This is a genomic window from Nicoletella semolina (assembly GCF_004345745.1).
GTDB lineage: Bacteria > Pseudomonadota > Gammaproteobacteria > Enterobacterales > Pasteurellaceae > Nicoletella > Nicoletella semolina.
In genome coordinates this window covers 81,962-96,142 of record NZ_SLXJ01000005.1, presented here as the reverse complement: position 1 = coordinate 96,142, position 14,181 = coordinate 81,962, and the positions used below count along the sequence as shown (strand labels likewise).

Sequence of the window (14,181 nt, the reverse complement as noted above, 5' to 3'; positions counted from 1 at the left end):
CTTTTTTACAAAATTTCATTTTTCAGATTTAAATGGCACACAAATGACAACAACATTTACACATATCAACACACAAGGCGAAGCGAATATGGTTGATGTTTCAATGAAACAAGACACTATTCGTATCGCCAAAGCGGAAGCTCTGGTTTCGATGCGTAAAGAAACATTGGAAAGGATTTTATCTGGCAATCATCACAAAGGTGATGTGTTCGCTACTGCTCGTATTGCGGGCATTCAAGCCGCTAAAAAAACGTGGGAATTGATTCCGCTTTGCCACCCACTTCTACTCACTAAAGTCGAGGTGCAGCTTCAAGCATTACCAGATACCCATCAAGTGCGTATTGAATCGGTGTGCAAATTAACAGGTAAAACAGGGGTAGAAATGGAAGCCTTGACAGCGGCAAGTGTTGCTGCATTAACGATTTATGATATGTGCAAGGCTGTACAAAAAGATATGGTGATTGAATATGTTCGCCTACTTCATAAAAGCGGCGGTAAATCAGGCGATTTTAATGTGGAATAAGGAAAAACAGTGATTAAAATATTATTTTTTGCTCAAACACGAGAATTAGTAGGCGTGGAAAGCCTCGTATTGCCAGCTGATTTTCAAACTGCTGAACAGCTTCGCCAACATCTTGCTCAACAAGGGCAAAAATGGCGACTTGCGTTAGAAGATGGCAAATTGTTAGTTGCCATTAATCAGACGATTTCCAGCCTAGAAAGCGAGATTAAAAATGGCGATGAAGTGGCATTTTTCCCACCTGTTACTGGGGGATAAAATGAAGGATAAAGCAGAGGGCAAAATGGAACAAACATTCATTCAAGTACAACTAGAGACCTTTGATCAAACCGCTATTTATGATTGGCTTAGCGAACCAGCGACTGTTGGGGCGACTACATTATTTATAGGGAAAGTTCGAGAAATGAATTTAGGCGATACGATTTCTAGTTTGTTTCTTGAGCATTATCCTGCGATGACAGAAAAAGCATTGAATCACATCGTCGTTGAGGCTCGTCGCCGTTTTGAGTTACAACGTGTTGCGATTATTCATCGAATAGGGCAGCTTTATACTGGCGATGATATTGTGTTGGTGGGGGTTAGTGCAACTCATCGAGGCGAGGCATACCATGCCAATGAATTTATAATGGATTATTTAAAAACAGAAGTCCCATTTTGGAAGCGAGAAAAAACACAAAGCGGAGAACGCTGGGTTGAGGGGCGAGAAAGCGATCAGCTCGCAGTAAAAAAATGGCAATAATCGTAAGTAGCGGTCTTCTTCAAGGAAATTTTTGCAATGTCTTCACTTTATATTGATCTTCAAATTGCTAGCGAAAATAGCGACAATCTCCCTTTACTATCGCAGTTTCAACATTGGGTGGATAAGGCATTATCGACCGAAGCCAATAATACAGCTTACCCAGAAACGGAGATCACCATTCGGATCGTTGATGAGTCAGAAAGCCATCAGCTTAATTTAACTTATCGTGGCAAAGATAAGCCCACAAATGTACTTTCATTTCCGTTTGAAGCACCAGCGAATATTGAGTTGCCCTTACTTGGCGACTTAGTGATTTGTCGTTCAGTCGTTGAACAAGAAGCTTTGGAACAAAACAAGCCACTTGAGGCACATTGGGCACATCTTACCATTCACGGTACATTACATCTGCTCGGTTATGATCATTTAACTGACGCTGAAGCAGAGGAAATGGAAAGTCTTGAAACAACGATTATGCAATCTTTAGGCTTTGCTGATCCTTATTTAAGCGAAAAGCTGATTGAGGCTGAATTTGCTCAGTAATGCGTAAGCTAGTCATCATTACAGCGTATTCTCCGACAATTCCAGTTAATTGCCTAAGATTAAGTGAGGAAAAAAGCGAATCTTCCGTCGCTTTTTCCAATGCAAGGTGTTTATTAGGTCAGGAATTTCCCTGTGCAATCTATGATATGCGATCTAAACAGGGAGTAAGTTTGCACCTTGAAGCGTTAGCGATTGTAGCTGGCACAATCAGTGCCAACGGCACATTATTCTTAATTTGCCCCAATTGGGAAAATTTAGCGAATTGTCTTGATAATGACAGCTTACGCTGGCACTCATCTCTTATTGTAACACCTAATTTTTATCGCCATTTCAAGCAACTGGTTCGTGAATTTAAGTTCGAGGTCGTGAGCGATTTTCCAGCGTGTTTGCCTTCTTCGAGCGGTCATTTTTGCTCAAAAAATTGTAATTTAACCGCAGAACAAGCTGATATTTTCGCAAAATTGCCGACACATTATGCTGACGTACATTTGATTACTGCCCCTCGAGGTCGAGGAAAATCAACGCTTGCGGGTAAACTGGCTGACCTACTTGCTCAAACCGAAAATGTTATTATAACTGCTCGTAGCCAAGCCTCTTTACCGCAATTTTGGCAGCAAACACTCTCTCACCTAAATTTACGTTTTATTGCACCAGATAAATTAGTTCAACTGATTGAAAATCAAGAAATTTCTTATGATAGTTGGTTATTTGTTGATGAAGCTGCCAGCTTGCCATTGCCAATGCTACGCCATTTTTGCCATACTTTTCGCAAGCTGGTTCTGAGTACAACCACTTACCATTATGAGGGGACTGGGCGAGGGTTCTCGCTAAAGCTCCCTACACAAATTAAACGAACACTTGCCCATTGGCAGCTTACCGAACCGCTGCGTTTTAGCAAAAATGATCCACTGGAACAATTTATCCACCGTTTGTTACTGCTAGAAGATGACCTTAATCCAAATCCAGATAGTCTAAGTTGCTTCTACCAGTTGCTTGCTTACGCACACTATAAGACGACGCCAACTGATTTACGCCGTCTATTTGATGCCGCCGATCAACATTTATATAAGAGCATTGATGAACAGCAATTACAAGGTGGCATTTGGGCGATATCAGAGGGAGGAATAAGCGAGGAACTTACGCAAGCCATTTGGCGAGGAGAACGCCGCCCACAGGGGAATCTTGTCGCCCAGTACCTTTGCTTTCAAGGTAATTTGCCTAAGGCTTGTCAATTGCAATCTATACGCATTTCACGCCTTGCGGTACAGCCTCATTTACAACGACAGGGGATAGGTAAGCGGTTAGTTAGCCAGTTTATTTTGCAAAAAAAGCGGGAAAAACGACCGCTTGATTTTATTTCCGTGAGTTTTGGTTTGAGTATCGAACTGTTTGCTTTTTGGCAACATTGTGGCTTTCATTTGGTACAAATTACGCCAACGGCTGAGGCAAGTAGTGGACATCACAGTGCGATTATGCTTTATCCTATTTCTGAGCAAGGTAATATTTTTGTTGAGCAGGCAAAAAAGCGGTGGCAACGAGATTGTTGGTTATTGCCTTTTGCACAAAAATTTGTAGATTTTCTACCGCCAAAAAACTTAAGCCGCACTGTTCTCAATGAAGCAGATTGGCAAAATATTATTGGTTTTGCTTATGCCAAACGGACACTATCTAGCTGCTATGCGAGCTTATATAGATTGAACAAATATCAGCCAATTCACGGTTTTCTAGCAGATAATCAAAAAACATATTCTAAAGATGAGCTTACGAAGCTACGTCTTCACATTCAAAAACGGCTGCCTTCTGAAATTGCAGCCAACCGTTCAAGTTGATAAAGACTTAATTATATCCGATATGCTCTAAATAAGTTTGTAGCGTATTTTGCATTAACATTGCGACCGTCATTGGACCAACTCCCCCTGGTACAGGCGTAATAAAACTCGCTTTTGAAGCAGCCTTATCAAACTCCACATCACCAACCAAGCGACCATCTTCAAGACGATTAATCCCAACATCAATCACTATTGCACCTTCTTTTATCCATTCACCCTGAATAAAATGTGGCTTACCTACCGCCACTACAACAATATCTGCCTGAGAAATATGTAGGGCAAGATCTTGGGTAAAACGATGTGTAATGGTAACCGTGCAGCCTGCTAATAATAGTTCTAATGACATCGGTCTGCCAACGATGTTAGATGCTCCCACAATTACGGCGTGTTTCCCTTGTAATTTTACCTTAGATTGTTCTAACAACCTCATCACACCATAAGGGGTACATGCTCGTAAAGTTGGAATACGCTGACATAATCGCCCCACATTGTAAGGGTGAAAACCATCAACATCTTTAGACGGTAAAATAGCTTCAATCACTTTTATCGCATCAATTTGATTAGGCAGAGGCAGCTGTACCAAAATACCATCAACCTTCTCATCATTATTGAGTTTATCAATTAAAGCTAACAATTCCGTTTCTGTAGTTTCTGCTGGCAAATCATAAGATTGAGATTGAATACCGATTTCCGCACAAGTTTTACGCTTACTATTAACATACACCTGAGAAGCAGGATCTGTTCCTAACAAAATAACAGCTAATCCTGGGGCTCGATGCCCTTGTTGAACGAAAAAGGCAATTTGCTCCGCAATTTGCGTTTTAATTTGATTAGCAAGCAAAACACCTGAAATAATTTGAGCTGCCATTAAATTCTCCTGTAAGACCGATAATAAAAGCTAAGAAAACGATTGCGTCTATTTTCGCAAAAAAATTACATTTTGATAAGCAACAATTCAATTATGTTCAAAGAACATTCATTTAATATATTATTAGCCATAATTTCATTGACGAAAAATGGAAAAAAACTATAATGCTCAAGTCTTAATCTTTTACGGCGAGTAGCGCAGCTTGGTAGCGCAACTGGTTTGGGACCAGTGGGTCGTAGGTTCAAATCCTATCTCGCCGACCATCTTTATTCATATTAATTGCGCCCTTAGCTCAGCTGGATAGAGCAACGCCCTTCTAAGGCGTGGGTCAAAGGTTCGAATCCTTTAGGGCGTGCCATTTTTCTTTAAATTAATTACTAGTTTGCTAAGCAGCAAGGTTCAATCGAATTGATTTAGCGAGAGTTCCGTAAATGTACCGTAGGTTTCAACCTTATTTATGTATTCCAATAGGTGACCTATATTGAAATATGCCTATTTTGTAACAAAGTGTCTTCAAAGGGATACTTTCTCTTTTCTTCGAGGTTATTTTCTGCCCACATTCCTTGCTTGAGTTTATTGTGATATTGCTATACGTCACTTTTTACAAACACACGAATCCTTCTCTTAATTCTTTTTCCAACTATTTACACATCTCATAAACTCATTCACCATAAGAATGCGTTACATTACAGATTTTGTCAGCATTATCCGTGATGCAAATGTTGTCGTCTAGCTGGTCTTTGGAGCGAATTTTCCAATTGGCGGCTACAAAGCCATTCGATGGCATAGCAAAGCTACTGAGAGGTACAAATTATTTTGGCATGTAGATTAGCTCAAGAATAAACATATAAATGAACGTTCACACAAAATGGCAAAAATAGCTTTTAGCAACCGTTTGCGTTATAATTTTTCGGTTTCGTATTTATAACTATTTTAAAATCACTAAGGAAAAATGAAATGACTAATCGTCCTATCCAGCAAGCATTACTGAGTGTTTCTGACAAAACAGGGATTATAGAATTTGCTCAGGGATTAGCCCAGCGAGGAATAAAATTACTTTCAACAGGCGGTACGGCTAAATTACTGGCTGAAAATGGCTTAAATGTGATCGAAGTGTCTGATTATACAGGATTTCCTGAAATGATGGACGGACGAGTAAAAACGCTACACCCTAAAGTTCACGGCGGCATTCTTGGTCGAAGAGGCATTGATGATGAAGTGATGACACAGCACGGCATTGAAAACATTGATATGGTTGTTGTCAATCTTTATCCATTCAAACAAACGGTTACTCGCCCTGACTGTACCTTGGAAAAAGCGATAGAAAATATTGATATTGGTGGACCGACAATGGTGCGTTCTGCGGCGAAAAATCATAAAGATGTTGCCATTATTGTCAATAATGATGATTTTAATGCTGTTCTCGCTGAAATGGATCAGCATCAAAACAGCCTCTCTCTTGATACTCGTTTCAACCTTGCGATCAAAGCCTTTGAACATACTGCACAATACGATGCAATGATTGCCAACTATTTCGGACAAAAAGTACCGCCTTATCTTGCTAGTGCAGAAGAAGATATTTCGCAACATTGTGGACAATTTCCTCGCACACTCAACCTAAACTTTATCCGCAAACAAACAATGCGTTATGGCGAAAATAGCCATCAAAATGCAGCCTTTTATATTGAACAAGAACAAACTGAGGCCAGCATTGCAACTGCTATCCAGTTACAAGGTAAATCACTTTCTTACAACAATATCGCAGATAGCGATGCGGCTTTAGAATGTGTCAAAGAATTTTCAGAACCTGCTTGTGTGATTGTAAAACACGCTAATCCTTGTGGTGTTGCATTAGGTGAAAATAGCCTTGAAGCCTATGAACGAGCTTATCAAACCGATCCGACTTCTGCATTTGGTGGAATCATTGCCTTTAATCGAGAACTGCAAGCAGATACCGCACACGCTATTATTGAACGTCAATTTGTTGAAGTAATTATTGCTCCAAAAGTCTCTGAAGAGGCTCGTGTCATTTTAGCGAAAAAGAAAAATGTGCGCATACTAGAATGTGGCGAATTACATACAACTCAGCAACGCCTTGATTTTAAACGGGTCAGTGGCGGATTATTGGTTCAAGACGCAGATCAGAAAATGATTTCTCCAGAGGATTTACAAGTCGTATCCGAGCGTAAACCAAGTAAAGCAGAGCTTGAAGATCTATTGTTCTGTTGGAAAGTCGCAAAATATGTCAAATCGAATGCTATCGTTTATGCCAAAAATAAACAGACGATTGGTATTGGAGCAGGACAAATGAGCCGAGTTTATTCCGCCAAAATTGCAGGTATTAAAGCCGAAGATGAAGGGTTACAAGTTGCAGGTTGCGTAATGGCATCCGATGCTTTTTTTCCATTCCGTGATGGAATAGATGCAGCCGCAAAAATTGGCATCACTTGCGTCATTCACCCTGGTGGCTCAATGCGAGATCAGGAAGTCATTGATGCTGCAAATGAACATAAAATGGCAATGGTATTAACTGGCGTTCGTCATTTCCGCCATTGATTTATCCTCTCTTTTAGTTCCTTCCATCTTCAGCCTATAAGCAACTCCCTCTATAAACGGAGGGAGTACATATTGTAGAATAAAATAGGTAAAATAAACATAAAAGAAAATAATAATGATTTTCATTTATTGATCTTCATCAAAGATTAGGGTATATTTCGGCAATTTCAGATGGCATTGCTTCCATCTAGGTTTGTCTGCCCAATTACATTGAAGGATAAATAATGAAGAATTGTTATAATCGTACCACACTTGCTTTGCTCACTTTAATCGGCACCTCACCACTTGTAGCTGCCAATACACCCAATGCAGGATCGCTGAATAAGCAAATTTATCCTGAACATTCTCTCCCTAAACAGAAACCCTCTGGCGAGCTATTCCCTTTGCAAGCAACTCGTCAATACACAAATAAACAACACACTTTTTCTTTTAAACTAACAGGCATTCACCTAGTTAGTCTAGATGATCAACCTCTAAATGATGATATTTCTCAAATTACTCAACACTATTTAAATAAACCTGTTAGGTTAAATGATTTAGAAAAATTAACTCACGCCATCACCCAGTATTATCGCCACCAAAATTATCTCATTGCCCGTGCCATTCTTCCGCCTCAAGAGATTGAAAATGGAATTGTTACCATCAAGCTTCTCAAAGGTGAATTAGGCAAAATCAGTATCAATAATCAAAGTGCGTTAAAAGATCAGTTTGTTACTCGCCTTGCCAATACCACTGTTGCAAGTCGATCCTTTGTTTACAAAGATGAACTTGAAAAATTTGCTCTACAATTAAATGATATTGCTGGCGTGAAATCTGATCTGAAATTAAGAGCAAGCCCACAAGCAGGAAAAACAGATTTACAAGTTAATTTACAAAACCATAAACGATTTAGCGGATATCTTGCTGCAGATAATCTTGGCACATCTAGCACAGGGCGTTATCGCTTCCATACAGGCATAAAATCTCACAATTTTCTTGGCTTTGGCGATGAGCTAAAACTTGATGCACTCAGTTCAAATACAGCAGGATTAAAAAATATTCGCTTAGATTATTCTCAATTAATTGATGGATATGGCACACGTCTTGGTGTTAATGTCAGCCACCTCAATTACAAATTAGCGGGCAGTTTCAGACCGCTTGATGCAAAAGGTAAAGCAAATACACTAGGAGCTTATTTTTCTCACCCAACGATACGCACCACAGATCTGCGTTTAAATACTAAACTTGCTTTTAATCACCAGCAACTTATTGATGAACAAAAAGCGGTGAATCTCAAACAAACACGCCATATCAATATGCTCAATCTCGGTTTTAATGGTGCTTGGAATAGCGTTAAAAATGGTGTGAGCTATTTTGGCTTTAATGTCGTGCTGGGACGTGAAAATAACAAAAGTAATGAACGTAAACATAACCTTGCTGAAGATTTTAAACCGAATAAGAAATTTAGCTTAGTAAACTATACATTTTCTCACGAGCAAACCTTACCCCAAAATCTCTCATTCTCACTCTCTGCAAACGGTCAGTTTAGCGATACAAATTTGGATAGTTCACAAAAATTATCACTTGGTGGCTTATCAGCAGTTCGGGGCTATGCAACAGGAGCTGTTTCTGTTGATGAAGGACATATTTTCCAAGCGGAACTCAAGCATCAACTTGCCGTATTCTCCTCAAGTATCTTAAGCAATTCCGTGTTTTATGATTATGCTTTCGGTCGCTACTATAAACGCCCTCAAGTATTTGAAAAACTCACTACGAATAATGTTACGTTACAAAGTGCAGGTATCGCTCTTTCTCTCAATGCCCCGAACAATTACGCTTTAAATGTTACTTGGGCAAAGCCATTAGAGAAAAAATTTGTAACAAAAGACAGCAATCTCTTTTGGCTCAATGCAGTTAAAACCTTTTAATTAGGAGAGAAAAAAATGAATAAACTGAATATCATTACCCTAGCAATATTTGCAGCAAGCTATACTAATGCAAAACTCCTCCCTCAAAATGGCACAGTAAAATTAGGCGACGCAACGATCTCAACCCAAGCTGATAATCTTACCATCAATCAAACCTCAACCCATATCAGTATTGATTGGGACAGCTTCGATATTGGTAAAAATAACAGCGTAGAATTTAAACAACCCAGCGATACTGCGGTTGCTTACAACCGTGTACACAGTGGTAATGCCAGCGAGATTCAAGGAAAATTATCTGCCAATGGGCGTGTGTTTTTATCTAATCCAAATGGCGTTATTTTTGGTAAAGATGCTCAAGTCAATGTTGGTGCATTGCTTGCTACTACGAAAGAACTTACCTCAATTGAGAATTTAAAAGAAGACAATCTAAAATTCAATCGTGTTAAACACACGAATGTCAAAATGGAAGGAAAAATCGTAAATAACGGTAAAATTACGGTAAACGGCAAAAATGGTTTTGTAGTATTGGTTGGTGATAATGTTGAAAATAATGGTGAAATTAATGCGAAACATTACAGCAAAACAGAAACCGTCAAAGAAAAACGTTGTTATGATGACTGCTATGAGGATTACTGGAGTGGTTGGACAGGTAAAAACCCTAAATACAACGAAGTTGAAAAACAAATTACTACAGAAACTTTAGCTCAAGCGATTTTGGCATCTGGAGAAAGTTTTACATTGGAGCTCAATGATTCTTATGTGAGTGTTGATCTTGATGCCAATACGCTAGCTGGCATTGTGCGTAATAATGGAGCGATTATCACTGAAAATGGCTATATTGAATTAACCGCCAAAGGCAAAGAGGCAGCATTAAGCAATGCCATCAATAACAATGGGCTACTCCAAGCCACTGAAATCTCGAAGAATTCTGGAAAAATTACCCTTTCTGCTAATAACATTCATTTGGGTATAAAAAGCGATATTAAAGCGGAAACCGAATTAAAATTTTCTTCACCTGAAAAACGAGGTGAGAAAAGCCTTAGATTACATTCCGAAAAAGGCTCTAAAATCACAGCGAAAAAAACCACCTTTGACGTAGATAAAAAACTTGCTGTTAGCGGTGAGTTTGAGCGTGATAATTCCAATCTTTACTACAAAGATGAGTTCGGCACACAAACTAATGAGTTTGAAATCCGTCTAAAAGGCGATTTAACTGTGGGTAAAACAGGGGGAAATACAGGTCATTTTATCCAAAATAGTGCGTTATCGTCTATGTTAAATTCAAGTGGAAAAGTTACGTTAGCATTAAATGAGCCAAATACAGATAGTGATCCTATCTATTTCGGTAAACTCAATATTACCGATGATATCCAGTTAAATTCATTCAAACAAGCGGACAGTTATTTAAAAATTTTTGCAGCTAATAAAGTCGATATTTCTGGCAATATTTTATCGCCAACTAACCGCTTGAATATTGGGATACAACAAACTGACTTTAACACTCGTAAGCCTCAACAGATTGATCAAACAATTCATATTACCAGCCCTCGAATAAATTTAGGTGGCGGTTCTTTTGTGGCCGCTCGTACAGGGAAGCCCGCTTATTACATTGATAAAGAAGCACACATCGAAGATGAACAACGCAGTTACTTTGATATTAATCTCCGCAATACTCAGTTAGAAAATATCGGTGATTTTGTTGTTGCTGGCGGATTTGGACGTTTTAATATTGATAATGTACAACACAATGGCGTGATGAACCTTTATGTGCACGGCGGTAACACTCGTCTCTATAGAAAAACACCACATTGGGAATATGGTTTTAAAAACCTTGATGAACGTATTAATCGCACGGATAAAGATAATCCTAGACGTAGATGGAAATATAGCAAAGCAGTTGATGTCGGTTTAGGACGTGAATTTAGTGATGTATTTGATATGTGGACAGTGCAAGAAAAACGGACTCACTTAGACACCGCTATCAATATTCGCAACAGCAATATTACAACTCATGATGGATTTATCCATTTGATGGCGAAAAACGTCAATCTTGAAAATAGTAAGCTCAACGTCTATTTCGACAGAAATTTATCCTTCGATACCTTTGCATTGGCTATAAATAAAGTGGGCATAAATGCTGAAAATGCACGTCTTGATAATTCGCATATTCACATTGAAGGAGCAGAGAAAAACGGGGTATCTCCTCGTGCAAATGAGGGGGGCGGTGTTGCTGGATTCTATTTTGTTGGGAATATGATTGGTAAAAATGGTTCGATTTTTACTAAAACTCACGAAGGCTACGCTATGCATACAGAAGGTAACTCAACCTTAAAAGGCGAAAGTAGCGAAAAAGACCTAAAAATTACGGCAATCACAACAGGAGCGAAGCCTGCTTGGTTAGAAGAAGATGTTGATATTAATGTGCGTAATGTGGCGATTGGCATTGGCGATACCGCTGATACACAAACAACATTAAACAATATCGATGTAACCGCTCTTGCCCCAAATGGCGGTGTGGCATACATCAACAATGCAGGAACAAGGCTAAAAGTCGAAGGTGGGAAATTTACCTATTTTGAACACTCTCGTGAAGGACTGGGTAAATCACTGAATGAATTCAATGTTCCTTTAAAAGGAAATAACATCAATCAAGTAAGTGAACGCCAAGCTGCTCGTTTATTAGATAGTATTAAAGGCATTCACTCAACAAACCTCTCAAGTACTCAGACTGTGCTGCCTGAAAGTAATCAGCGTTTAAATATGCCAAATCAACTGGTCGATAATCTTACAGCTAAAGAGGGTACCAGTCTTGAGATTTGTGAAAATGACAATTGTACTATTCAAACATTCGGCGATAAGCAAAATGCTAAAGTCTCTGTTGGCGAGGTGAAATAATTCACATCTCGTTATTTTCAACAAACCGTTATTCAATCAATAAATTTATCAATTAACCGAAATTAATAGGAATCGTTATGAAATTGTCTAAATTATACACTGCTATTTTTCTCGCTTTGCCCACAGCGACCTTTTCAGTCTCAATATTTGCTAGCTCAAATGTCGCAAAGCTGGAAGAAATCAATGTTGTCGCCTTTCGTGATGCGACACAATTAGCCAAACTCGCAAACAGTGCTGACAAGTTAAACAAAACACAACTTCAAACCCTGCAGGCTGGAAGTGTTGCTGATTCTCTTAAACACCTTAACAATATTGACGTTGGGCAAGGCTCACTTTCTTTAGCTCAAAAACCAATTATCCGTGGCTTAAGTGGTAATCGTGTCGTACAAGTCATTGATGGTGTGAGACAAAATTTTAACCTTGCTCATCGAGGATCTTACTTTATCCCAGCATCTTTAGTCCAAGAGATTGAAGTAATTAAAGGTCCTGCGACTACCTTATGGGGAAGTGGTGCCTTAGGCGGTGTTGTGGCAATGCGTACTGCCAATGCCTTTGATTACCTTCAAGATAATGAGCGATTTGCCGCAGCCGTTCGCCAAGGATACCAATCTGCCAATAATTTATCTGAATCGACACTGTCCCTACTAGGAGCAACGGATAGCTTGGACTGGTTAGTTTCTGGTTATTACAATGATGCGGATAATATTCGTGTCGGTAAAGGCGATAAAATTCATTACAGTGCGTTTAACCAATATGGCGGATTAGCTAAATTCGGCTGGCAAATCAATGACACAAACCGAGTGGAACTCTCTCACCGTTTAGGATTTAGCAAACAAACAGCGAATGTAAACAACGAAGAAGTGTTCAATCCTAATAAAATAAACTCAAGCCATTCAAGAACAGCTACACCACACAGTAAGGGCAATGCTTCGCCACATCACACTGGAGGAGGCTCACCACACCATTCAGCAGGTGCTGGACATTCCGCTACAGCAGGCAATGACAACCCATTAACCGATCAAAGAATCGTTGAAAATAATAGCATCATTAATTATTACTTAACACCTAACAATCGCTATATCAATGCACAGATTACGTTATTCAAAAACGCTACTAAAGAAAGCGAAAAACGGATTAAAAACCAAACGAGCGATCTAACTCAATTGAATACCGTTGGAATTAATCTCAAAAATAGTACCGAATTTGACACTGTGTCTTTCACCTACGGCATTGATTATCACAACGATGAAGCAATCGCTAAACGAGGTAAAACTACTGAAGAGGCACGAGCAAATGGCTATACTGCAAGCAGCACAGTGATAGGAGCTTATTTACTTTCTCATATTAAGTTAGGCGAGAAATTGACCCTATCACCAAGTATTCGTTACGATAGCTACAGTGCACAAAGTCAGCAAAAATACACGGATAGCCGTTGGTCGCCATCTGCTTCTCTTGTTTGGAATGCAAATTCTTGGCTAGATCTGACCGCTCGTTATAACGAAGCCTATCGTGCCCCTTCAGTTGAAGAACGTTTTACATCTGGTACTCATTTTAGAGCAGGTTCTATTGTCAATACATTCCGCCACAATCCAGATCTCAAACCTGAAACGGCAAAAAATAAAGAACTGGCAGCTCATCTTCATTTTGATAACCTATTAACCCAAGATGATAATGCTTCATTTAAAACAACACTATTCCAAAACGATGTTGAGGATTTCATTAATTTAGACGTATTTAAATCCGATCCGAATGACCCACGAATTTATACCTCTGATGTCTCACAATTCAAGAATGTTCAAAATGCACGTTTGCGTGGTATTGAGGTAGAAAGTCGTTATCAAACATCACGTTTCGGATTAACTTTCAGCTATGCACAAACACGAGGTAAAGATCGCAGCAAACAGACCCACTTAGCAAATATTGCAGCAGATAAATTCAATGTTTCACTTAATTACGCTATTGTGCCTGAGAAATTTACTGTCGGTACACAAGTAAGTTACTATGCTACACAAGACCGTGTCCCTCAAACAGAAAATGCTCGCCATTCTACGCCAGTAATGGCTTATCCATCTTATACGCTGGTGGGGATTAATGCGAATTATGCTCCACTGAAAGGTGAATGGAAAAACTTACGTTTAGATTTTGCCATTGAAAATCTCTTTGATAAGGAATACCAGCCTGCATTTAGTATGATGAAAGGTAAAGGTAGAAATGTTAAATTAAGTGCAGGGTATACCTTCTAATTGATTAAACTCCTCCTTCAAATAAAATAAGGACGCCAAAAGGCGTCCTAATGTTACGAACTTTTTATAACACCTGGCGTTTAA

General features: G+C 39.2%; 11 protein-coding genes and 2 tRNA genes. 11 read left to right on the top strand and 2 right to left on the bottom strand.

What is annotated here, in order from left to right:
- Window positions 1-43: 43 nt before the first annotated feature.
- Genes moaC through EV693_RS04585 form a run of 5 tightly spaced genes read left to right on the top strand, consistent with a single transcriptional unit; the run spans window position 44 to window position 3,628 of the window.
- Window positions 44-523 (top strand): cyclic pyranopterin monophosphate synthase MoaC, encoded by a 480-nt coding sequence (gene moaC / locus EV693_RS04605; protein WP_132501207.1) that lies wholly within the window; start codon window positions 44-46, stop codon window positions 521-523.
- 9 nt (window positions 524-532) lie between these two features.
- The gene (moaD, locus tag EV693_RS04600; RefSeq protein WP_132501206.1) at window positions 533-778 is read left to right on the top strand and encodes a molybdopterin synthase sulfur carrier subunit; all 246 of its coding nucleotides are present in this window, start codon (window positions 533-535) and stop codon (window positions 776-778) included.
- Between the two features lie 25 nt (window positions 779-803).
- On the top strand, window positions 804-1,259 hold the full coding sequence (gene moaE / locus EV693_RS04595) for a molybdopterin synthase catalytic subunit MoaE (RefSeq protein ID WP_132501250.1): 456 nt from the start codon (window positions 804-806) through the stop codon (window positions 1,257-1,259).
- 36 nt (window positions 1,260-1,295) lie between these two features.
- Window positions 1,296-1,799, top strand: coding sequence for an rRNA maturation RNase YbeY (gene ybeY / locus EV693_RS04590; protein WP_132501205.1), 504 nt, complete (start codon window positions 1,296-1,298; stop codon window positions 1,797-1,799).
- Window positions 1,799-3,628 (top strand): tRNA(Met) cytidine acetyltransferase TmcA domain-containing protein, encoded by a 1,830-nt coding sequence (locus tag EV693_RS04585; protein ID WP_132501204.1) that lies wholly within the window; start codon window positions 1,799-1,801, stop codon window positions 3,626-3,628. Before ybeY ends, EV693_RS04585 begins: the two co-directional genes overlap by 1 nt.
- Before the next feature lie 7 nt (window positions 3,629-3,635).
- On the opposite strand, the gene folD is transcribed toward EV693_RS04585, so the two are convergent.
- Complete coding sequence (gene folD, locus EV693_RS04580) at window positions 3,636-4,496, bottom strand: bifunctional methylenetetrahydrofolate dehydrogenase/methenyltetrahydrofolate cyclohydrolase FolD (protein ID WP_132501203.1); 861 nt, start codon at window positions 4,494-4,496, stop codon at window positions 3,636-3,638.
- A gap of 186 nt (window positions 4,497-4,682) precedes the next feature.
- Between folD and EV693_RS04575 the strand changes: the two genes are divergently transcribed.
- Window positions 4,683-4,759, top strand: a tRNA-Pro gene (locus EV693_RS04575).
- An 18-nt stretch (window positions 4,760-4,777) separates the two neighbouring features.
- Window positions 4,778-4,854: transfer RNA gene (locus tag EV693_RS04570), tRNA-Arg, on the top strand.
- A gap of 303 nt (window positions 4,855-5,157) precedes the next feature.
- Here EV693_RS04570 and EV693_RS09685 read toward each other — a convergent pair.
- Entirely contained in the window at window positions 5,158-5,283 is a 126-nt protein-coding gene (locus tag EV693_RS09685) for a hypothetical protein (RefSeq protein WP_279432610.1), read from the bottom strand.
- A 170-nt stretch (window positions 5,284-5,453) separates the two neighbouring features.
- Here EV693_RS09685 and purH point away from each other — a divergent pair, with 170 nt between their 5' ends.
- From purH to EV693_RS04550, 4 genes are all read left to right on the top strand, one after another.
- Window positions 5,454-7,052 (top strand): bifunctional phosphoribosylaminoimidazolecarboxamide formyltransferase/IMP cyclohydrolase, encoded by a 1,599-nt coding sequence (gene purH, locus EV693_RS04565; RefSeq protein WP_132501202.1) that lies wholly within the window; start codon window positions 5,454-5,456, stop codon window positions 7,050-7,052.
- 224 nt (window positions 7,053-7,276) lie between these two features.
- Window positions 7,277-8,959, top strand: a complete 1,683-nt coding sequence (locus EV693_RS04560; RefSeq protein WP_132501201.1) for a ShlB/FhaC/HecB family hemolysin secretion/activation protein — start codon at window positions 7,277-7,279, stop codon at window positions 8,957-8,959.
- Between the two features lie 15 nt (window positions 8,960-8,974).
- Window positions 8,975-11,854: a two-partner secretion domain-containing protein gene (locus EV693_RS04555; protein WP_132501200.1), complete on the top strand. Its 2,880-nt coding sequence runs from the start codon at window positions 8,975-8,977 to the stop codon at window positions 11,852-11,854.
- Window positions 11,855-11,931: 77 nt separating this feature from the next.
- On the top strand, window positions 11,932-14,097 hold the full coding sequence (locus EV693_RS04550; RefSeq protein ID WP_132501199.1) for a TonB-dependent hemoglobin/transferrin/lactoferrin family receptor: 2,166 nt from the start codon (window positions 11,932-11,934) through the stop codon (window positions 14,095-14,097).
- Window positions 14,098-14,181: the final 84 nt, after the last annotated feature.